General features: G+C 52.6%; 21 protein-coding genes and 1 tRNA gene. 19 read left to right on the forward strand and 3 right to left on the reverse strand.

All coding sequences use genetic code 11. The features are described 5' to 3' along the window. The first annotated feature begins 63 nt into the window (after window positions 1-63). The 13 genes from hflK (at window position 64) to H6853_00805 (ending at window position 11,648) form a co-directional block, all read left to right on the forward strand. Window positions 64-1,152: an FtsH protease activity modulator HflK gene (gene hflK, locus H6853_00745; protein ID USO03844.1), complete on the forward strand. Its 1,089-nt coding sequence runs from the start codon at window positions 64-66 to the stop codon at window positions 1,150-1,152. Between the two features lie 2 nt (window positions 1,153-1,154). After that, complete coding sequence (gene hflC / locus H6853_00750; GenBank protein USO03845.1) at window positions 1,155-2,156, forward strand: protease modulator HflC; 1,002 nt, start codon at window positions 1,155-1,157, stop codon at window positions 2,154-2,156. A 5-nt stretch (window positions 2,157-2,161) separates the two neighbouring features. After that, window positions 2,162-2,371: a DUF2065 domain-containing protein gene (locus tag H6853_00755; GenBank protein USO03846.1), complete on the forward strand. Its 210-nt coding sequence runs from the start codon at window positions 2,162-2,164 to the stop codon at window positions 2,369-2,371. Between the two features lie 70 nt (window positions 2,372-2,441). After that, on the forward strand, window positions 2,442-3,902 hold the full coding sequence (locus H6853_00760; protein ID USO03847.1) for a DegQ family serine endoprotease: 1,461 nt from the start codon (window positions 2,442-2,444) through the stop codon (window positions 3,900-3,902). Between the two features lies 1 nt (window position 3,903). Next, window positions 3,904-4,455 carry an alpha/beta hydrolase gene (locus H6853_00765; GenBank protein ID USO03848.1) on the forward strand — a complete coding sequence of 184 codons (552 nt, stop codon included), beginning with the start codon at window positions 3,904-3,906 and terminating at the stop codon, window positions 4,453-4,455. After that, entirely contained in the window at window positions 4,445-5,332 is an 888-nt protein-coding gene (gene miaA / locus H6853_00770) for a tRNA (adenosine(37)-N6)-dimethylallyltransferase MiaA (protein USO03849.1), read from the forward strand. Before H6853_00765 ends, miaA begins: the two co-directional genes overlap by 11 nt. Before the next feature lie 83 nt (window positions 5,333-5,415). Beyond that, entirely contained in the window at window positions 5,416-5,958 is a 543-nt protein-coding gene (locus H6853_00775; GenBank protein ID USO03850.1) for a hypothetical protein, read from the forward strand. A 226-nt stretch (window positions 5,959-6,184) separates the two neighbouring features. Beyond that, window positions 6,185-7,975, forward strand: a complete 1,791-nt coding sequence (locus H6853_00780; protein ID USO03851.1) for an acetolactate synthase 3 large subunit — start codon at window positions 6,185-6,187, stop codon at window positions 7,973-7,975. A 37-nt stretch (window positions 7,976-8,012) separates the two neighbouring features. Continuing rightward, the gene (gene ilvN, locus H6853_00785) at window positions 8,013-8,573 is read left to right on the forward strand and encodes an acetolactate synthase small subunit (protein ID USO03852.1); all 561 of its coding nucleotides are present in this window, start codon (window positions 8,013-8,015) and stop codon (window positions 8,571-8,573) included. 30 nt (window positions 8,574-8,603) lie between these two features. After that, window positions 8,604-9,029: a hypothetical protein gene (locus H6853_00790; protein ID USO03853.1), complete on the forward strand. Its 426-nt coding sequence runs from the start codon at window positions 8,604-8,606 to the stop codon at window positions 9,027-9,029. A 73-nt stretch (window positions 9,030-9,102) separates the two neighbouring features. Continuing rightward, entirely contained in the window at window positions 9,103-10,122 is a 1,020-nt protein-coding gene (ilvC, locus tag H6853_00795) for a ketol-acid reductoisomerase (GenBank protein ID USO04554.1), read from the forward strand. Between the two features lie 69 nt (window positions 10,123-10,191). After that, entirely contained in the window at window positions 10,192-11,094 is a 903-nt protein-coding gene (locus tag H6853_00800; GenBank protein USO03854.1) for a DMT family transporter, read from the forward strand. A gap of 35 nt (window positions 11,095-11,129) precedes the next feature. Continuing rightward, window positions 11,130-11,648 (forward strand): hypothetical protein, encoded by a 519-nt coding sequence (locus H6853_00805; GenBank protein USO03855.1) that lies wholly within the window; start codon window positions 11,130-11,132, stop codon window positions 11,646-11,648. Here the strand turns inward: H6853_00805 and H6853_00810 are convergent, their stop codons facing one another. Continuing rightward, window positions 11,649-12,134, reverse strand: coding sequence for a hypothetical protein (locus H6853_00810; GenBank protein USO03856.1), 486 nt, complete (start codon window positions 12,132-12,134; stop codon window positions 11,649-11,651). Window positions 12,135-12,200: 66 nt separating this feature from the next. Here H6853_00810 and H6853_00815 point away from each other — a divergent pair, with 66 nt between their 5' ends. Next, entirely contained in the window at window positions 12,201-12,602 is a 402-nt protein-coding gene (locus H6853_00815) for a flagellar biosynthesis protein FlgC (protein USO03857.1), read from the forward strand. A gap of 5 nt (window positions 12,603-12,607) precedes the next feature. Here H6853_00815 and H6853_00820 read toward each other — a convergent pair. Then, a tRNA-Thr gene (locus tag H6853_00820) sits at window positions 12,608-12,682 on the reverse strand. Between the two features lie 225 nt (window positions 12,683-12,907). Between H6853_00820 and H6853_00825 the strand changes: the two genes are divergently transcribed. The 5 genes from H6853_00825 to H6853_00845 are packed head-to-tail and all read left to right on the forward strand — an operon-like array spanning window position 12,908 to window position 18,497. Beyond that, a complete protein-coding gene (locus H6853_00825) occupies window positions 12,908-14,116 on the forward strand; it encodes a type IV secretion system protein (protein USO03858.1) in 1,209 nt (402 codons plus the stop codon). A gap of 27 nt (window positions 14,117-14,143) precedes the next feature. Then, window positions 14,144-14,740 (forward strand): hypothetical protein, encoded by a 597-nt coding sequence (locus tag H6853_00830; GenBank protein ID USO03859.1) that lies wholly within the window; start codon window positions 14,144-14,146, stop codon window positions 14,738-14,740. 47 nt (window positions 14,741-14,787) lie between these two features. Continuing rightward, window positions 14,788-17,085 (forward strand): type IV secretion system DNA-binding domain-containing protein, encoded by a 2,298-nt coding sequence (locus H6853_00835; GenBank protein USO03860.1) that lies wholly within the window; start codon window positions 14,788-14,790, stop codon window positions 17,083-17,085. After that, entirely contained in the window at window positions 17,072-17,770 is a 699-nt protein-coding gene (locus tag H6853_00840) for a hypothetical protein (protein ID USO03861.1), read from the forward strand. Before H6853_00835 ends, H6853_00840 begins: the two co-directional genes overlap by 14 nt. A 49-nt stretch (window positions 17,771-17,819) precedes the next feature. After that, window positions 17,820-18,497, forward strand: a complete 678-nt coding sequence (locus H6853_00845; GenBank protein USO03862.1) for a transposase — start codon at window positions 17,820-17,822, stop codon at window positions 18,495-18,497. 9 nt (window positions 18,498-18,506) lie between these two features. On the opposite strand, the gene argS is transcribed toward H6853_00845, so the two are convergent. Next, entirely contained in the window at window positions 18,507-20,330 is a 1,824-nt protein-coding gene (gene argS, locus H6853_00850; GenBank protein USO03863.1) for an arginine--tRNA ligase, read from the reverse strand. Between the last annotated feature and the right edge of the window lie 147 nt (window positions 20,331-20,477).

Consider the following 20,477-nt stretch of genomic DNA (forward strand, 5'->3'; position numbering starts at 1 on the left):
AAAACCGATATGGTGTGAACCATAAATCAAAAGCACGAAATTTAAAGAGCGAAAGTTTTAAACATGCCGGATGGAAATGGAAAAAACCCTTGGGGAAACGGTGGAAACGGCGGCGGTTACCGCGGCGGGGGGCAAGGACCGCAGCAACCGGATCTGGATGAAATGCTGCGCAAGGCGCAGGATGGATTCAAGGATGCTTTGCCCGGCAATATGGACAACAAAAAGATCTTTCTCATCGCGCTCATACTGGGACTGGCGCTTTGGCTCGCCAGCGGGTTTTATATCGTCAATCCGGGTGAAAATGCCGTGATCCAGCGCTTTGGCGCCTGGAACCGGACAAAATCGACAGAAGGGCTGGGCTATCACCTGCCAACCCCGCTGGAAAGCGCGACCAAGATTAATGTAACGGAAATCCGGCGAATCAATATCGGGTTTGCGGAGGGGTACGCCCGCGGGACAAGGGGTCAGACGCAGGACGTGCCGGAAGAAAGCCTGATGCTGACCTCCGACCGGAATATCGTCGATCTGGACCTTGTCGTCCAGTGGGACATCCGCTCCGCCGAAGACTACCTGTTCAATATTCAGGATCAGGAAAATACCATCAAAAAAGTCGCGGAAAGCGCCATTCGGGAAGCCGTCGGCCAGACCCGCATGTTTTCGATCCTCACCAAAGGACGCGATCAGGTGGCGCAGCATACCCGTGAAATCATCCAGAGAAATCTGGACGAGTACAAGTCCGGGGTCGACATCAAACAGGTTCTGATCCAGCAGGCGGAAGTCCATCCCGACGTGCAGGCAGCCTTCCAGGATGTCCAGTCCGCCAAGCAGGACGCGGAAGACACGCAAAACAAGGCACGCGCCTACCGCGAAGATATCCTGCCCAAGGCCCGCGGTTCCGCGATCCAGATAATCCAGAAAGCGGAAGGGTACAAACAGTCCGCCGTTGCCAAGGCGACAGGGGACGCCGAACGGTTTAACGCCGTCCACCAGGCTTATCTGGACGGAAAAGACGTGACCAAGGAGCGTATTTACATTGAAACGATGGAAGAAATTTTACAAAACGCCCGGAAAATTATTCTGGATTCCTCCGGCGATCAGGGGGTTGTGCCTTATCTGCCCCTGAGCGAACTTAAAAAGAAAGGCGAAAAATAATCATGGGCAATAACAAAATAACCATTCTTGTCATGGTGGCCGCTCTGGCTTTGATTGTCGTCTCCCAGTCCCTGTTCTCCGTTGACCAGCGCGCGCAGGCCATCGTTTTGCAACTGGGACAGCCTATCGGGGAGCCGCGAGAACCGGGGCTTCATTTTAAAATCCCGCTTGTTCAGGAGGTCCGCTATTTCGACCGGCGCATCCTGCCCGTCGACCCCACACCCAAGCAAATGGTGATTTCAAGTTCCTTGATTGAAAAAAGGGATTCCGGCGCCCCTGAATCCGAAGTCCCTGAAAATGAAGCGGAAGCGGCATCAACGGAAACAGCACCAGAAGCGGCGTCAAAAGAAACGGCAACCTCCATCATCGAAGATGTCAGCGGGGAACCCATTATTGTCGACACGTTTGCCCGTTACAAAATTATCGACCCGCTCCAGTTTTTGAAAACATTAAGCAGTATCGACCGCGCCAACGCCCGTCTGGAAAATATTCTGGAAGACGCCACGCGGACCGTTATGGGGGTCACGACCCTGCGCGAGCTCTTATCGTCGAAGCGTCAAAACGTGATGGAATCCATTCGCGCCCGTGTGAACCGCAAGATCAAACAGGACAAACTGGGAATTGAAATTGTGGACGTGCGCATTGTGCGTGCGGACTTAACGCACGATCTGCGGGATTCTACCGTGCGCCGGATGATTTCCGAACTCAAGGAGCGCGCCACGGAAACCCGCTCCAAAGGGGAAGAGCGGGGCCTTGAAATCCGCTCCACGGCGGACAAGGAACGTGTCGTCATCCTTGCGAATTCTGCGCGGGACGCCCAGATCATTCGCGGGGAAGGCGATAAGGAATCCATCAGGATTTACGCCGATGCCTTCAACAAGGATAAAGAATTTTACGGTTTTATCCGTTCTATGGAAGCTTATAAAAAGACGCTGGCCGATCCGGACACGCAGCTTGTCCTCTCGCCGGACAGCGAATTTTTCAAATATTTCGGCGCAAAGTAGGAAACATGGGCAGCCTGAGCGAGCATCTCCTCCTTGCCTTTGCCCTGATTTTTGTCATTGAGGGCCTCATTTATGCCCTTTTTCCGGACTTTATTCGGAAAATGATGGCTATTGCCCTGATGTCCGATATCGCGAATCTGCGGCTTTACGGACTGGGCATGGCCGGATTTGGTGTTTGCCTCCTCTGGCTCTTCAAATCGGTTTTGTTGACCTGAGCCGACTAACACCATAGATTAACGCTGGTTCTTAAAATGCATTACAATTAAGATCATTAAGGAAAAATTCATGCGCATCCTTCTTTCAATTTTCACAGTTATGGCCTTGTTTTCGATTGCGCCCGGCAGCGCGCTGGCACGTGAAGCCGTTCCTCTTGGCGCCCCGGAGAGTTTTGCCGATCTGGCCGAAAAGCTTTTGCCCGCCGTCGTCAATATTTCCTCGACCCAAAAAGCGGCTGAAGTGCCGGAAGGGTTTCCCGAAATGCCCGAATTCCCCCCGGGGTCCCCTTTTGAGGATTTCTTTGAAGAATTTATGAACCGTCATGGAAACGAACAACCGGCACTGCCGGCTGCCTCTTTGGGGTCCGGTTTCATTATTGATGCCGAAAAAGGTTATGTCGTCACAAATAACCACGTTATCCGCGACGCCGAGGAAGTCCACGTTATCCTGCAAGACGATTCCAAGATCAAAGCTGAGATTGTCGGACGGGACGAAAAAACGGATCTCGCCGTTCTCAAAATCGAAACCAAAAAGAAACTGACACAGGTTGATTTCGGAGACAGCGATGCCTTGCGCGTCGGAGACTGGATTGTCGCGATTGGGAATCCTTTCGGGCTTGGCGGCACAGTGACGGCCGGTATCATTTCCGCCCGCCAGCGGGATATCAATTCCGGCCCCTATGATGATTTCCTTCAAACGGACGCCTCTATCAACCGCGGGAATTCCGGCGGACCTATGTTTGATCTCTCCGGAAAGGTTATTGGCGTTAACACCGCGATTTTTTCTCCCTCCGGCGGCAGCGTTGGAATCGGCTTTGCCATTCCTTCCGCCATGGTGAAACCGGTTATTTCCCAGCTTATCGAATACGGGAAAACGCGCCGGGGATGGCTGGGCGTGCGTATCCAGACCGTTACGGATGAAATCGCGGAAAGCCTGGGACTTACAAAAGCGCACGGCGCGCTGGTCGCAAGCGTGACTCCCGGCGGACCTGCCGAAAAAGCGAAACTCAAGGCCGGAGATATCATTACGGAGTTTGACGGAAAAGATGTTGAAGACATGCGCTCTTTGCCCCGTATTGTCGCCGAAACGCCGATTGATAAAAAAACGGAGCTGAAATACTGGCGCGACGGCAAGGAACATAAAGCCAAGGTCGTGATCGGCGAACTGGAAAAAGCCGAAGAAAACGGCCTTCTGGAAACGGCGCAGGAAACAAAAGACATTAAAGGCGTCGATATAGACTCTGTGGGGATAACGCTCAGCGCCCTGACGGATAAAAACCGTGAGGCCTTTAACGTGCCCGACGATGTCGAAGGCGTAGCGATTGTCAAAGTCGATCCCAAAGGCGAAGCCGCTGAAAAGGGGCTGGGCGCAGGCAGCATTATCGTCGAAATTAATCAGCAGGCGGTCACCACGCCGCAGGAAGCCGAAGATATCATCGCAAAAGCCGTCAAGTCCAAGCGCTCTTCCGTTCTTCTTTTGGTCAGCAATGAGGGAGAAGTCCGCTTTGTGGCGTTGAAATTAAAGGAGTAAAATGCAGGCGATTATTTTTCACGGGACCAAGGGATCACCGGAAATAAACTGGTTTCCGTGGCTTAAAGACAAGCTTGACGCGGAAGGATGGGAAGCATGGATTCCAGCCATGCCCACACCGGAAAATCAGTCGCCGGACAGCTGGCTGGCAGCCCTGAAAGAGCAGGTTACGGATTATTCGCAGCCGCAGGCCCTGATCGGCCACAGCCTCGGGGCGACCTTTGTGCTGCACCTGCTTGAAAGCGGCATCTGCAAAACAGATAAAACCGTTCTGGTCAGCCCCGTTCTGGATAAAATCGGAAAGCCCGAATACGACACGCTGAACGCGCCCTTTATCAAGAAATCCTTCTACTGGGAAACGATCGGCCAAAATGCCGGCGACGTTTTTATCCTGCATGGCGACGACGACCCTTATGTGCCGCCGGAACAGGCCAGACAACTCGGGCAACACCTCCATACAACACCCCGCCTGATTCAAGGCGGCGGGCACCTGAACGCCGAAAGCGGCTACACGGAGCTGCCGCTCCTCCTCGATATTCTAGATGCCGTCTAAGAAAACCGTCCATATTATCGGCGGTCCTACGGCAAGCGGGAAATCGGCGCTGGCATTAAAGCTTGCGGCGGAACGAAACGGCGTCATCCTGAACGCGGATTCCATGCAGGTCTATGATGCCCTGCCCATCCTTACGGCCCAGCCTTCGGAGGAAGATAAGGAACAGGCGCCGCACGATCTTTATGGCGCGCTTCATCCCAACGAATCCTGCAGCGCCGGAAACTGGCGGGAAATGGTTATCTCGCGGATTGCACAAATTCTGGAAGAAGGCCACACCCCTATTGTCGTTGGGGGATCGGGGCTCTATCTCAAAGCCTTAACCGAAGGACTCTCTCCCATCCCCGATATTCCCGAAGATATCCGCCGGGCCGCTGCCGCGCGGCAAAAGGAAATGGGCAACCCGGCCTTTCATGCGGCACTTGAAAAACGCGATCCGGTGATGGCTAGGCGCTTTCACCCTTATCACACCGCGCGTCTGGTGCGGGCGTGGGAAGTGCTGGAAGCTACGGGAAAAACGCTGGCCGAGTGGCAAAAACATCCCCGCCTGCGCCCGCCGGACGCATGGAAATTCGAGATCACGCTGGTCCTGCCGGAACGGGACACGTTGCGGGAGCGTTGCGACCAGCGTTTTCTCCGGATGCTGGAAAACGGCGCTGCGGAAGAAGCCGAAGCCTTCATGGAACGCCTGGACAAAGGGGAGGTCCATGAAAGCGCGCCGATCGTAAAAGCCTTGGGATTCCGTGCCTTACGGGACTGGATTTCCGGACAAACGTCCAAAGAAGAGGCTATAGAAAAGGCCAGCGCCCAAACCCGCCAATACGCCAAGCGCCAGGTCACATGGTTTCGCAATCAGGTGGATCCGGACAAGATCGTGTAAAAAAACACTCTTCGCTATAAAATTATTGACATAATATAAAAAATCTTTTACTTTCTGCTCATTGCCAGATTGGGAGAAAGAAAATGCCGCGACTTTCAGCAAAAGAAATCACAGCCATTATCTGTCGGGACGAAGACCGGGTTATCCCGAAGGAAAACCGTGTTGAAAGCAAGAGTCTCACGGCCGCTTTTAACGAATTGAGTGCGTTGGGATTCGAGGAATCTTTAATTAGCGAGTTCAGAGACACTCTAAACTTTCTGGCCCGGCCAGACACTCTCTCCCTCTACACAGACGCGCTAGAAGAAGGAACTGTAAACTCTGAAGAAGAAGGGGTTAACATCCCTCAAAACCTGAAACTATCAGATACATTTTTCCTCGGGGCTCAACACGACAACAAGAATATTGACGCTGATTCACAGGTTGGAACTCTGATACGAACAGCCTTTCAGACCACTCTCCTGGAGGAAGAAGAAGAGAGGTATAAGGCAGCATATAGCAACTGCAAGAATAGGCACGCGCGCAATAAAAATATACTTTCATACGGGGATGAATGCCATGAACATGCAGAAAAACGAAGACACATGGGCCCAGACATACCTGCCGAAAAACTATTGCTTCGCCGATAAAAAGATTGCCAATAGGCGAAAAGTCCTTTAACTGTGGTCCCCATGAACAAAATGACCGATAACCTTGTCGTCGTGCGTGTGGTGCTCCCCGAGGGGGTGCTGCCGGTCTGACGTGGTTAAATTAAGTCAGGAAAAGGTAAGTGCCCCGGATGAAAATTCGGGGTTTTTTATTGCAAAAAATCAGGAAATCGACATAACAAAGGGACCAAAGAAAAAGGGAAAGACAATGACAACCGCAACAGCCAAAGACAAAGCCAACCCCGCCGCGCCAAAACAGCATAAGATCTCCGGAGCCGACATGGTGATTAAAGCCCTGACGGAACAGGGCGTGGATACGATTTTCGGTTATCCCGGCGGCTCCGTCCTTCCGCTGTATGACGCCATTTTCCAACAAAAGAAAATTAAACATATTCTATGCCGGCATGAACAGGGAGCCGCCCACGCGGCCGAAGGCTATGCCCGCTCAACCGGAAAAGTGGGCGTTGTTCTGGTCACATCCGGTCCGGGGGCCACGAACGCCGTTACGGGCCTGACCGATGCCCTGCTGGATTCTATCCCGATGGTGTGTATCTGCGGACAGGTTCCCACCTTCTTAATCGGGAATGACGCTTTTCAGGAAGCCGACACAACAGGCATCACCCGCCCCTGCACAAAGCACAACTATCTGGTGAAAGACGTTGGAAAACTTTCCAACATTATCCATGAAGCATTTCACATTGCCCGCACAGGCCGCCCCGGCCCGGTTGTCATTGACCTGCCGAAGGATGTCCAGTTTGCGGAAAGTGTCTACACCCCGCGCAAGGAGACCATCCGGCACAGCTATAAACCGCAAACCGAGCCGGATATGGCCAAAATTAAAGATGCGGTTGCGCTGATCGCCAAGGCTAAAAAACCGGTCTTTTACACGGGAGGCGGCATTATCAATGCAGGCCCGGAAGCGAGTAAAATCCTGACAGAGCTCGTCCAGATCACGGGGCATCCGATTACCTCCACCCTGATGGGGCTGGGGGCCTACCCGGCCAGTGACAAACAATGGCTGGGCATGCTGGGCATGCACGGCACATATGAAGCCAATCTGGCCATGCATGATTGTGACGTGATGGTCTGCATCGGCGCCCGTTTTGATGACAGGGTCACCGGCAATACAAAATCCTTTTCCCCAAAATCGACCAAAATTCATATTGATATTGATGCCAGTTCGATCAATAAAAACATTCATGTGGACCTGCCCATCGTGGCAGATGCGGGGCTGGCGCTCAAAGCCATGCTGGAAGTCTGGAAAGACAAAGGATACGAACCCGACACGGCGGCCCAGGTCGCATGGTGGAAGAAAATCAACGAATGGCGAGCCAAAAACTGCCTTGCCTACAAAAACAGCAGCACAATTATCAAGCCCCAATTTGCGCTGGAGCGCTTGCGGGAACATCTTGCAAAAGAAACGCGGGAGATTTTCATTACCACGGAAGTCGGACAGCACCAGATGTGGGCGGCGCAATTCCTTCCTTTCGACAAGCCGAACCACTGGATGACCTCCGGCGGCCTTGGCACGATGGGATACGGCCTGCCTGCGGCCGTCGGGGTACAAACCGCCCATCCCGATGCCCTCGTGATTGACGTGGCGGGAGAAGCCTCCATCCAGATGACCATTCAGGAACTTTCGACGGCCGTGCAGTACCACCTGCCCCTGAAGGTCTTTATTATGAACAATCACTGGATGGGGATGGTCCGCCAATGGCAGGAACTCCTCCACGGGGAGCGTTACTCGGAAAGCTATACCGCCGCGCTGCCTGATTTTGTGGCGCTGGCGCAGGCTTATGGCGGCGTGGGATTGCGCGCAAAAACGCCAGATGAACTGGACGGCGTGATCGAGGAAATGATGAACACCGACCGTGTCACTCTGGTCGATGTATGCGTCGATCAGACGGAAAACTGCTTCCCGATGATCCCCTCCGGCAAGGCCCACAACGAAATGATCCTCTCGCCGGACGCTGAAAAATTCGATAAAAAACTGGTCTAAACTGGACAAGGAGGGGCTTTACGCCTAAACCATTCATATGGCACATAAAAAAATAAAAATCGGCACCCAGAGCGTTTACGGGTCCAGCCCGGAACTGGAAGAGATCGAGATCCATACGCTCTCCGTTCTGGTGGACAATGAACCGGGCGTTCTGGCGCGGGTCATCGGCCTGTTTTCCGGACGCGGCTATAACATTGAAAGCCTGACCGTCGCGGAAACGGATCATGTCCAGAATCTCTCCCGCATTACCATCGTCAGTTCCGGCACGCCGATGGTGATTGAACAGATTAAAAACCAGCTCGACCGGCTTGTTCCCGTCCACAAAGTCTCCGACCTCACCATCGAAGGCGCGCATGTGGAAAGGGAGCTCGCACTGGTCAAAGTTACAGGAGAAGGGGAGAAGCGTATCGAAGCCCTGCGGTCTGCAGATATTTTCCGCGCCCGCGTTGTGGATTCAACGATTGAATCCTTTGTTTTCGAAGTCACGGGCCCTTCGGAAAAAATAGATGCTTTTATCGATCTTATGCGCCCGCTGGGACTGGTGGATGTCAGCCGTACCGGCGCCGCCGCGATGTCGCGCGGCCAGACTGAAATTTAATTGCAACCATTGTATTGTAAGGAAAAACAAATGAAAAAACTCGGACTTACCGCTCTTTGTGTCTTCGCCGCGCTGGGGCTTTCCGCCTGCGTGACGCAGGATCAGGCTGACGTCAAAATGGTCAAAGGTTGCGCGGCGGGCGTAGGCTCCCTCATCGCCCCCCGCGAGATCCAGGAAATCAAGGCGCAGCGCTACGCCAATGAGCAGGTCGAGGGCGGTCTTCACCGCCGGATTACACTGGAAGCCGTTGAGCGGGACGGATGGGTCGAACTGGACAAGGAATATTCCTGCCTGTTCATGCAGCAATGGGGCATGTTCAAAAGTTCCCATGAAGCGCTGCTGGTCCAGGTCAAATTCGATGATAAAATTGTCGGAAAAAAAGATGGCGTTCTCACCGGCGACTTTGACGACTTCCTCGCTTTGACCCGCGTTGTCGACGCCGCCATGGGACAATAATTGAAACTGTTAAACAATAAGGAGAGTATCTGTGCCGCAAGCGAACTTACAAACCAAAGAAGAGTATACACCGATGCATGTTTACTACGATAAAGACTGCAACCTTGATCTGATCAAAGACAAAAATATTGTGGTGATCGGCTATGGGTCGCAGGGGCATGCCCACGCGAAAAACCTGCGGGATTCCGGCTGCCGGAATGTCCGGATCGCCCTGCGCCCCGAAAGCGCCTCGAACGAAAAAGCGCAGGATGCCGACTTTGAAACAATGGACGTTTCCGAAGCTGCTAGGTGGGCGGACATCATGATGATGGCCACGCCGGACGAGCTGCAGAAAGACATCTATTACGCGCATCTTCATGACAACATGAAAGAGGGCGCGGCGCTCGCTTTTGCGCACGGATTGAACATTCATTTCAAACTGATCGAACCGCGGTCTGACCTCGATATTTTCATGGTGGCCCCGAAAGGTCCCGGCCATACGGTGCGGGGCGAATATCAAAAAGGCGGCGGCGTGCCCTGCCTGATTGCGGTTCATCAGAATGCCACCGGAAACGCCAAGGATATTGCTCTGGCCTACGCCAGCGGGGTTGGCGGCGGACGCTCCGGCATCATTGAAACGACCTTCAAGGATGAATGCGAAACCGATCTTTTCGGGGAACAGGCCGTTTTATGCGGCGGCATGACAGCCCTTATCCAGGCCGGTTACGAAACCCTTGTCGAAGCGGGCTATCCGCCGGAAATGGCTTATTTTGAGTGCCTGCACGAAACCAAGCTGATCGTGGACCTGATCTATGAAGCCGGGCTGGCAAATATGCGCTACTCCATCTCCAACACGGCGGAATTTGGCGATTACACGCGCGGCCCGCGCATTATCACCGCGGAAACCAAAAAGGAAATGAAAAAGATCCTCGAAGAAATCCAGTCCGGAAAATTCGTGGAGGAATTTCTGGGCGGAAACAAAGAGGGCCTGACCCGTTTGAAAGAACTGCGCGCCCAGGCGGCGGCTCACCCGATCGAAAAAGTCGGTCAGGATCTTCGCGGCATGATGCCCTGGATCGGCAAGAACAGGCTGGTCGATAAAAACAAAAATTAAAGAACGAAAAAAACGTTCCTGACAAAAAACCCCGGTACAAAGCCGGGGTTTTTCTTTACACTCCCTTCCATGACCGAACATAAAGACAATCCTATTTTGGGTATGGCCGCCGGAGCGGCGGCCTTTTTTTTATTCGCCGTGATGATGGTATTTGCCAAGATTTTAAGCGAAACTCACCACGTCATCGAGATTGCCTTTTACCGGAACCTGATCGCCACCCTGCCCTTCCTGTTCATAATTTTCGTGATGGGAAAACGGGACATTCTGGTTATTCAAAAAAAACCTGTGGCTGTCGGCATGCGTTCCCTTCTCGGAACACTTAGCCTGGTCCTGACCTTTGCCGCGTTTGCCGCCATGCCGATGGCGGACACAACCGCCTTTCTGTTCACCTCCTCTTTATTTATCCCGGTTCTGGGGCTTTTCTTCCTGCATGAAAAAGTCGGCCCTTACCGATGGGGCGCTGTTTTAACCGGATTCACCGGCGTCCTTATCATGGCAACTCCCGCCGGAGAGATAAATACGCTCGGCGTCACGCTGGCTTTAAGCGCCGCCTTCATGCACGCCATATTGCAAACCCTTCTGCGGCATCTGGGAAAATTCGAAAAACCGGAAACGGTCACTTTTTATTTTGTCCTCATCGGAACTATTACGTCCGCACTGGCGCTGCCCTTCGTCGCCAGCCCCCCGACGGTGGAGGAAATACCTCTCCTTTTTGGTGTAGGATTGACCGGTGCCCTGGCGCAATATCTGATCTCTGTCGCCTTCAGCAAAGCGCCCGCCGCGATCATTACCGTCTTCAATTACTCCGGCATTATCTGGGCCACCCTGTTCGGATGGGTCATCTGGCAGGACCTGCCGTCCCTTTCCATCTGGATCGGCGGAAGCATTGTCATTGTCTCCAATCTCTTTATCATCTGGCGGGAAAGCCGGCAGGGAAAAATCACAGAAGACCGTATCCGGGCGAAAATATAGTTGACATAATTATTAAACCCTGTTCTTCTGGCTGAATGCCGGATTTTGTACCCCCATACGCTCTTCACCTGCAGGCTTATCAAGCCCTGCTGGAAACCTGTTATGCCGATACCAGCAGCACTCTTTTTCCCGATGGCGAAAACGTTTCTCCTTACAAAAACAATGGTGATCTGGACGCACAGGCCATGGTCTGTGAAAGAGCCGGTTTTTTACTGATAATCGGCGAAACAATGACCGGCTTCGAACGGTTTCTTGCCTGCACTCAGGACGATCAGACTCTTCTCTCCATGGACGCAAAAAATTTTATTCGAGACACCGTGGAAGGAATTGAAAACCTCTCGAATGACCCGGAATATATAGCCTCTTCCCTTGCCCAAACCCGTGAATTCTTCGGATTTATAAATGAAACGGCTTTCCTTTCGGGTAAAGCACTGGCCGTTGAATGGATGAAAGAAAGAATAGGTGATTTCCTTGAAATCGTCCCGGTAGACGAGCCGGAGGTGCGCGTCAGCACCTCCTTAAAAAAAGACGCCCCTCACAACAGGCTTCATTAATTACTGAAGCTGCAGACCGTACTCGGTATAGATCCCGATTGGCAGTTTGGTGCGCCAGTCTTTCAGGATAAAGGTTCCGTTCGGCCTGCTGCGCGTCACACCGTAGACCACGTCGACCACGTGGGCCACACGGCGTTTATCATATCCGGAAAGGTGGTAAAATTGGGGCCCGACAACCAGAACGGGAATATCATCATCTATCTTCTGGTCTTTGAGGATATTGGCCTGATAAAACCCGTCGATAAGGCTCAAACCGTTTTCACTTTGGGACAGCCAGTCTTCGGCGTACCAGTCCCGCCCCTGCCACTGTGTATTATGCGGGTGCTTGCCGTTTTCCAGATACGGATTGAACGTCTTGTAGGACGTCCATTCCTCATGGCCCATGCCCCAACTGAACACCCAGGGTTTCGGCTTGGCCAGTGCAGACGAAGACACGGCAAGAACCGCGAAAAAGGAAAACAAAATCAATGTGTTACGAAAAATCATGGGGATAACCGAAATGTTGTTAAATATATCAACGCGTTATTAACGTATAAATGATACACTAAAAATATGATTGGCGCCATATCTACTGCATTATCGGGTTTATTTGCCGCTTCCAAACGGGTGGAGGCGAGCGCGTCGAATATCGCCAATGTCTCTTCAGCCGGGGCTTTGGACGAAAAAGACGGGCGCGCGCCTTACAGCGCCCTGACAACCGTCCAGAAAGCGAGTGAGGGGGGCGGGGTACAGGCCGAAAACATCCCGAAAGATCCAGGATTCGTTCCGGCTTATGCGCCGGATTCTCCTTTCGCCAACGAAGACGGGCTGATCGGCGTTCCCAATACAGACCTTGCGGAGGATGCCGTGAACCTCAAGCTTGCCGAAACGGCCTATAAAGCCAATCTGGCGACTATCAAAACCGCCGGTGAAATGAATGACGAACTTCTGCGCATTCTGGATGATGAAGCTTAAAAAAATGGTGCCGGCAGAGAGATTTGAACTCCCGACCTTCGGTTTACAAAACCGCTGCACTACCACTGTGCTATGCCGGCCCTTTCAGAAAGACGGACACTAACAAAAAAAAACAGGGCTGAACAGTCTTTTCCGCGCCTTTTACCCTCTTTTAAGCCTCCTTTAAGCCTCTGGGCCCCTCCTGATTTACCCCCTGTAAAACCCCCTATAAAACCCCCGAACGATTTGGAATAAATCCTTTTTTTCTGCTAGACTGCCCGGTGGTGCGAAACTACAAGAAGTCGGGTTATTAACGGGCAATCATCATGGCAGACGGCAAGCAGGACGGTTCAGCGGATGTCGCGACAGGCATGGGCATTATGCTCGTCGTTCTGGGCGCCTGCGGCTATCTTGTCTGGTGGCTCTGGACGGAAGAAATCCTGAGCGCCCTGCGCTGGGTCCGTTACGGCGAAATGTGGGTTGTCTCGCATTTCGTGGACGACGACTTTGTGGTCGCATGGGGCAAGGAAAAAATACTTTTTTGGGAGTGGTTCGAAGGCACCCCGAAAGTTCGCGCCGAGAATCTGGATACAAAAAAAATAAGTATTATGACAACACTGGCGCTCACGCCGTTCAAATGGATTGTCGGAGGCATTATTTCCCTTATCGGCCTTTGGGCTATTTTCAAGGGTCCGGGCACGCAGTACCGGCAACGCTTCAATCTGGACGGGCTTATTAAGTTTCAGGCGGGCGCGTTTCCCATCATTTCCCCTTTTGTAAAATTCAACCCTTCCAACCAGCCTCCCCGTCCGCCGGGTTCTCCCGTTCCGGCAGAGCTTCCTTTATTTGCCGAAGCTCTGGGGCCGGAAGAATGGCTGGCCTATAACAGCATCCCCATTCCTGACGGAAAGCTGGACGAAGGAGCGGCCTTCAGGGCTTTTGCCCAACAACTGGGGCCGCGCTGGCAGGGGGCGGCGAAACTTCCGCCCTATAAACAAATTCTTCTTGCCTCTTGCTGCCTCAAGGCTTGCCGCAAAAGAAGGGATGCCGATGACCTGCTCTCGCGCCTTGCAAAATGCTGGTCGCATGACAAAGGGCTCGACCTTAAAAAAGACCGGGGCCTTGTCAAAGACGCCCGGAAGATTTTAAAGAACAGGGATCTCGCCGGAAAAATGCTTTCACAATGCAATCAGCACGCCTGGCAAACGACAGCCCTTTTGCGGGGCGTTACCGTCGCCAGAGAAGAAGGGGGCGTTCTGGCGCCGGCTCAATTTGTCTGGTTGCGCGGTTATGACAGGGCCCTTTGGTATCCCCTTAATAATTTAGGACGCCATACCCATCACCCGGAAGCGCTTGGCGCAATCGCCCACTACAAAGCCGAAAAAATGGCAAAGCGGCCCATTCCAAGGGCGAAAGTCGGAGACGCCGTCCAAACAATGGTGGATTACATGAACTCCGATCTGGCACGCCCGGTGCCGCAAATCGATTATAGCGGATCCAAAAAACGCGGAATTAAAAAACTGAAAGCAGCATAAAAACAACTCAAGAACAGGAAAACCATCATGTGCAAATTTTGGAACAAACTAACAGGAAAGCACCAGTCCACAGCCAGCGTCAGCGGGGAATGCCTTGTCCTCTCCCTTCCCGGGGCCATCGATCCCGTCGTCTGGCGCATGGAACTTTCGCAGGTCAAATCCTCCGCCTTCGAAATACACGAAAGGGAAAACGGGCGCCACATCCTGTGCATGAAAAATTCCGCCGGACAGCATGAGGATATTGCGCCTTTCTTCAACAGGGAAGATGCCGTTCAAGCCCTTATATGCGTGTCCTCCGCCCTTCAAAATGCGGCACAACATAATATAACCGTTCCCGTTGCCGCAAACACACAAGGCCCCAAAGAAGGCGCAAAAATCGCAGGGGGCGCGGCGGAAATCCCACCGCCCGTTCAAAGAAGCTCGCATAAAACAGAAGCTCTCAAATGGCTGGTGACGGCTGTTGGCGTTATTGTCGTTCTGGGATTGTTTTTCTACCTTTCTTCCCTGACGCCACAATCTTCCGGGGTCTTTTCCGCGGAGCAAACGGCAAATTCAGGTCGGGAAGACGAAGGATCGTCTACCGGCGTTCCCGTTTCTGCGAGTGATTTTTTAAACGGACTTTAAATTTTAAGTAAGAAAGACAGGTTTTTCACTTTTCTGGTTTTTGAATAATGTTTGATATAAAAAGATATGCTTACGGCAAGAAAGATGTCATGCGTGACATCCGCCCGCTCTATGTCCGTTTTGGAGATAAGCTTCAGGAACCGGAATACGCCTTAACCTTTTGCCTTATGGGTGTTTTGTCTCTTGTCTTTCTTCCCTCTGCCGTTCTTTTTTCAGACATTCTCCTGATTGTTTACCTGCTGTTTTTCTGGTGGCTGAAAACACGGGACAGAAGCCTGCCCGGAAAGCTTCCCGTTGGCGCCCCTTATCTGGACAGGAATAATTTAACGCCCGGAAAAGATGGAACGCCTGAAGGCATTTTATATTTGGGAAACGATATTACGACCGGCGAACAGCTTTGGTACAGCAACTCCGACGCCCGAACCCATGCCCTGTATCTGGGAACCACAGGATCCGGTAAAACGGAAGGATTAAAATCCATGGTCACAAACGCCCTGACATGGGGGTCGGGCTTTGTATATGTCGACGGTAAGGCCGATACGGATTTATGGTCTTCCATCTCTTCCCTTGTCCGCCGGTTCGGACGGGACGACGATCTTCTGGTTCTGAACTATATGACGGGAAACTCGGACGAACGCGCGCCCTCCAACACCATGAACCCGTTTTCCAGCGGTTCGTCCTCTTATCTGGCCAACATGCTGGTATCTCTCATGCCGGAAGCCGAAGGGGACAACGCGATGTGGAAAGAGCGGGCGGTATCCTTGCTCAACTCCCTGATGCCGGCCCTTACCTGGAAAAGGGACAATCAGGATGTGCCTTTATCGGTCAGCACATTGCGGCAATTCATGAATCTGGACAGAATTATCCAGATTTCACGGGATGAAGCCATCCCACAAAAACTGCGTGAGAGTCTTCAGGGTTATCTCGACACATTGCCGGGCTACGTTGATGATGCGTTTGACGACAACGGAAAAGAAAAACCCGTGGGACCGGACCAGCCCATGGTGGACACGACAACGGTGCGCCAGCAGCACGGTTACCTGACCATGCAGTTTACACGCGCACTGCAATCTCTCGGGGATGATTACGGCTATATTTTTGACGCTCAGGATGCCGATGTCGATATGGTGGATATTGTCCTGAACCGGCGCGTTCTTGTTGTGCTTATCCCCGCGCTTGAAAAATCCGGAGATGAAACGGCCAACCTGGGTAAAATTCTTGTTGCCACGTTAAAAGGAATGATGGGCTCGTCTCTGGGCGCGAATCTGGAGGGAGAAAGCTCTACAATTATTGAGAACAAACCAACCTTCTCCTCCACGCCTTTCATGACCGTCTTTGACGAGGTCGGATATTACACCGCGCAAGGCATGGCGGTGATGGCCGCTCAGGCGCGTTCTTTAGGATTCTCTCTCGTCTTTGCTGCGCAGGACCTTCAGGCCATGGAAAAAAGGGTGAAGGAAGAGGCGCGGTCCATCACCGCCAACTGTAACATTAAAATCTTCGGGAAACTTCAGGACCCGACCCAGACAAGGGAGTTTTTTGAAAATCACGTCGGGAAGGCCTACGTATTAAAAGCCTCCAGCTATAATCTCACCGGCGGGACCATGACGACAGGGGGCTATCATGACACCCAGCAGGCGCAGGTCGATCTGGGTACACGGGCCGATTATGACGACCTTAAAGAAATGAAAGAGGGTGAAGCTATTATCTCTTTCGGAGGCGATCTTAATCAGGCGAATATCTTCTATTGCAATCCCGGCATGGCCAAAGCCATGCGGGTTACCCGTTTTCTGGCCCTTCCGCCTCCGGATGAACATCTCTTGAAACATTCGGAACAGATGACAAAGCTGCGGGATTGTCTTGTGAACAAAAACTGGACGGCGATGGGGGCCGATGTCGCCGTAGAAACGCCGCCGGAAATTGCGGCGCTCGCCGGAGGGTTTCAGGCAGGTCAGGCAGGAACGGATTCTCCGATTGATGCCGGCATATTTGCGCTGGCAGAGCTTCATGCCCGACAATTCCCGGAAGAGGCCGCAAAGGCGCTGGAACCGGAACCGGATCCTGTTCCGGACACTCCGCCTACTGCAGCACAGGAACCTCCGCCCGTCCAAGCAACCACGCCCTCTGAAGGCGTAAAAAATACCGCCGAAAAAGCCATTTCGTGGAAGGATCTGGTGGACGAAACGCCGGAGACACTTTCGTCGCCGCCCGCAGGCGCGACGCAAAAGATAGGCTATATCAAAGCAAGGCTTGATGAAAAAACACGAAACTTTCTTGAAAATTCCGGCAAAAAAATACGGGATGCCATTTTCAAAGCCAAAGGAACGACAGATGCAGCGGAATAAAAACAGAAACAAACAGGACTCCGGCAACATTCTTGTAATCATCCTTGTCGCCATCGCCCTTTTTGGCGCGTTGATGTTTGCGTTCAATAAGGATTCAAATCAGGGCACGAGCAACCTGACCCAGAAACAAACCAAAATTGCGGCGGCAGATATTTTGTCTTATGCACAAAATATTGAACGGGCCGTGAACAAGCTCCGGCTTAAAGGAACGTCCGAAAGCGATCTGGATTTTGAAAATACGGCTGTTGCAGGTTATACCAACGCTTCCTGCGCCGATGACAGCTGTGAAATATTTGATCCTCTCGGTGGAAAGCAAATCTGGCAGGCCCCTCCGGGCGGCGCCAATGATGAAAGCCAGTGGGCCATTACGGGCGCGATCCGCATAAATGGCGTTGGAACGGACGGGGCTGCGGCGAGCAATGCAGACCTCACCCTCTTTCTACCCAACGTAACTAAAATGGTTTGCACGGAGATCAACACAAAACTCGGCGTTACAAATCCCGGAGGAGATCCGCCACAAACAGCCGGGAACGCAAATTATACAACAAAATACCAGGGAACGTTTGCCGCAGGGGATCTGGTTTCCGAGGCCAATTTAAACGGAAAGGAAGCCGCCTGTTTCGAAGGCAATGGAACGCCCGCTGCCGGAACATATCATTTTTATCAGGTTCTTCTTGCCCGATAAAATCGGGGACAGTATACTTTTCCGGACCGATTCAACCGGAGGATGAGATATGGCACGCCAGGCTCGCATTGTTCTGCCCGATACACCGCACCACATCATGCAACGCGGAAGCGAAGGGGAGAATATTTTTTTTGAAAAAGACGATTTGAAAACCTATCTAAGCCTTCTGGCACAGCAATGTAAAATCCACAATGTTTCGATCTGGTCTTACTGTTTGTTGCCCAACCAGATTCACCTGATTGCCTTCCCGCAAACCCCGGAAGGTCTGGCGCAGGCCATCGGGGAAACGCATCGCCGCTACTGTGCTCATATCAACGCCCGCACAGGCCGTAAAAAAAGCCTCTTCCAGAGCCGCTTTTTTTCCTATCCGATGGATGAGCGTTCCCTTCTCTCTGCCGCACGGTTTATCGAAGTCCTGCCCGTCATGGCAGGTCTGGCACCCGGCGCCGAATGCTATCTCTGGAGCAGTGCGAGAGCGCATACAAAAAACAAAGAAGATATTTTACTGGCGAAAGAAAAACCGCTCGTCCATTTCATACCGGACTGGACCGGCTTTTTGAATATGTCCACCCCCATGAAAGAAAATGACGATATCGAGCTTCACCTCCAAACGGGCCGCCCGCGCGGATCCGACGATTTTCTGGACAGCGTTGAAAAGATGATCGGCCGTTCTGTGCGCCCGCAAAAACGGGGACGGAAACCAAAGCAAGCCGCGGCCGCAGCCTGACCTGCCCCCCTACATCCGGTCCGGAACGGAAATGCCCAACAGCCCCAGAACCAGTTCAAGCTGCGCCGCTGTGAGGGCGCATAACGCCAGACGGCTTTTTTTGAGCGCCTCATCCTCTTCGGATAAAATATGGCAGGTCCCGTAAAAAGAACTGAATTCCTGCGCCAGCCTGTAGGCGTAGTCGCATAAATGATGCGGAGCGTAGTGACGCAACGAAGCGTCAATATAATCCGGCAATTCCGTCAGCAAAAGCGCCAGGGCACGGTCTTCGTCTTTGATTTTGAAATCAGCTTTATTCCGGCAGTCATTACAGCCCGCCTTGCGCAGCAGGGATTTAATGCGCACGGCCTGATACAATAAATACGGCCCTGTCTTTCCTTCAAAGCTGGTCAGACGGTCCAGATCGAAAACGTAATCGGCCTGACGCTGGTTTTGAAGATCGGCAAACTTGATCGCCGCAATCGCAACCTTGTGCGCCACGTCCTCGCGTTCATCGCCTTCAATATCCGCAGCCAGATTCGCTTCGGTCAAACGCTCCCGCGCCTTGCTTTCCGCCATTTCAATAAGATCCTGCAACCGCATCACGCCGCCGCTGCGGGTTTTGAACGGCTTGCCGTCCGGGCCGTTCATCGTGCCAAACCCGGCATGGGTCAGTTCGACCGTTTCCGGCACAATACCGGATTTTTTAGCCGCACGAAAAACCTGTTCAAAGTGCAAAGACTGACGCTGATCCACCACATAGATTATTTTTTCCGGATTTTGTTCCGCCATCCGGTCCACCAGTGTCGCCATATCGGTCGTGCCGTACATCACCGCGCCGTCGCTTTTATAAATAATGAGCGGCGGCATTTCCTTGTTATCGTTTTCTTCCGCAACCTGAAAAACAAGCGCACCCTCGCTCTCTTCGGCCAATCCTTTTTCTTTCAACCCCTCCACCATCGGCGCGATAAGATCATGGACGTGGGCCTCCCCCTTCCAGAGATCGAAATGAACATCAAGATTTCTATACGTCTTTTTCATGCCCGCGACAGACACTTCAAAAATTTTCCGCCATATCGGATAATAAGGTTCTTCCTTGTTCTGAAGTTTCAGAGTCGCTTCCTGCGCGCGCTTCATAAGATCTGGATTTTCCTTGGCCGCGCCGGAGGCCCTCGGATAACGCACCGCCATATCATCCATCAGGCGCGCCACGGCCGCTTCATCGCTGACATCCGTTTCCAGAACCAGATTTTCTTCCCCTTTTTCGAGGTAATCGGAAATCAACATCCCCAGATGCGTTCCCCAATCGCCCATATGCACATCGCCGTAAGTCTTGTATCCCGCAAACGTCATAATCCGGCGCAAAGAGTCCCCGATGATGGCCGCGCGCAAATGCCCCACATGCATGGGCTTGGCGATATTCGGCCCGCCGTAATCCAGCACGACAGGCGGAGCATTTTGGATTTCCGGCGTTCCGAGACGTTCGTCCCCTGCCAGAGATTTGAGATGCCCGGCCAAAAACGCATCCGTGACATTCAGGTTGATAAAGCCGGGACCGGCGATTTCGACTTTACTAAAGATGTCATTCTGAGGCGCAGCCGAAGAATCTCTTTCCACTTCCTGAGATCCTTCGCTTTGCTCAGGATGACATTTTGACAGTACGTCCACAATCCCCTGCGCCACTTCACGCGGATTCTTTTTGGCAAGCTTTGCCGATTCAAACGCCCCGTTGCACTGGAACTGCGCCAGATCCGGCCGGTCCGACACGTTTACCCGCCCCCGCTCCGCCGGCAACCCCGCCGCCACAAAGGCTTCGCCAACAATTCCCGACAATTTATGTGCAAGTGATGTCATGGTCCCAGCGTTTTTAAACCATTCGCCTCCATTTCACAAGCGCCGCAGGCCCCTTTCCCGATTCCAATAGTTCGTTGGCCAAACCGGGAAGAATAAGGGCTATCTTTTTGATAAAGAAGAATTTTTCCATTAGTTCCTTTGCCGCGC

Source organism: Rhodospirillales bacterium, assembly GCA_023898765.1.
Lineage (GTDB): Bacteria > Pseudomonadota > Alphaproteobacteria > Micavibrionales > Micavibrionaceae.

Excerpts from the sequence above, each read along its gene's own strand:
- H6853_00845 (USO03862.1), top strand. The coding sequence starts at position 17,820 with ATGGCACGCCAGGCTCGCATTGTTCTGCCCGATACACCGCACCACATC.
- H6853_00830 (USO03859.1), top strand. The coding sequence starts at position 14,144 with ATGTGCAAATTTTGGAACAAACTAACAGGAAAGCACCAGTCCACAGCC.
- H6853_00775 (USO03850.1), top strand. The coding sequence starts at position 5,416 with ATGCCGCGACTTTCAGCAAAAGAAATCACAGCCATTATCTGTCGGGAC.
- argS (USO03863.1), bottom strand. The coding sequence starts at position 20,330 with ATGACATCACTTGCACATAAATTGTCGGGAATTGTTGGCGAAGCCTTT.
- hflK (USO03844.1), top strand. The coding sequence starts at position 64 with ATGCCGGATGGAAATGGAAAAAACCCTTGGGGAAACGGTGGAAACGGC.
- miaA (USO03849.1), top strand. The coding sequence starts at position 4,445 with ATGCCGTCTAAGAAAACCGTCCATATTATCGGCGGTCCTACGGCAAGC.
- H6853_00815 (USO03857.1), top strand. The coding sequence starts at position 12,201 with ATGATTGGCGCCATATCTACTGCATTATCGGGTTTATTTGCCGCTTCC.
- H6853_00800 (USO03854.1), top strand. The coding sequence starts at position 10,192 with ATGACCGAACATAAAGACAATCCTATTTTGGGTATGGCCGCCGGAGCG.
- H6853_00790 (USO03853.1), top strand. The coding sequence starts at position 8,604 with ATGAAAAAACTCGGACTTACCGCTCTTTGTGTCTTCGCCGCGCTGGGG.
- hflC (USO03845.1), top strand. The coding sequence starts at position 1,155 with ATGGGCAATAACAAAATAACCATTCTTGTCATGGTGGCCGCTCTGGCT.
- H6853_00825 (USO03858.1), top strand. The coding sequence starts at position 12,908 with ATGGCAGACGGCAAGCAGGACGGTTCAGCGGATGTCGCGACAGGCATG.
- H6853_00835 (USO03860.1), top strand. The coding sequence starts at position 14,788 with ATGTTTGATATAAAAAGATATGCTTACGGCAAGAAAGATGTCATGCGT.
- ilvN (USO03852.1), top strand. The coding sequence starts at position 8,013 with ATGGCACATAAAAAAATAAAAATCGGCACCCAGAGCGTTTACGGGTCC.
- H6853_00760 (USO03847.1), top strand. The coding sequence starts at position 2,442 with ATGCGCATCCTTCTTTCAATTTTCACAGTTATGGCCTTGTTTTCGATT.
- H6853_00765 (USO03848.1), top strand. The coding sequence starts at position 3,904 with ATGCAGGCGATTATTTTTCACGGGACCAAGGGATCACCGGAAATAAAC.
- H6853_00840 (USO03861.1), top strand. The coding sequence starts at position 17,072 with ATGCAGCGGAATAAAAACAGAAACAAACAGGACTCCGGCAACATTCTT.
- H6853_00755 (USO03846.1), top strand. The coding sequence starts at position 2,162 with ATGGGCAGCCTGAGCGAGCATCTCCTCCTTGCCTTTGCCCTGATTTTT.
- ilvC (USO04554.1), top strand. The coding sequence starts at position 9,103 with ATGCATGTTTACTACGATAAAGACTGCAACCTTGATCTGATCAAAGAC.
- H6853_00810 (USO03856.1), bottom strand. The coding sequence starts at position 12,134 with ATGATTTTTCGTAACACATTGATTTTGTTTTCCTTTTTCGCGGTTCTT.
- H6853_00805 (USO03855.1), top strand. The coding sequence starts at position 11,130 with ATGCCGGATTTTGTACCCCCATACGCTCTTCACCTGCAGGCTTATCAA.
- H6853_00780 (USO03851.1), top strand. The coding sequence starts at position 6,185 with ATGACAACCGCAACAGCCAAAGACAAAGCCAACCCCGCCGCGCCAAAA.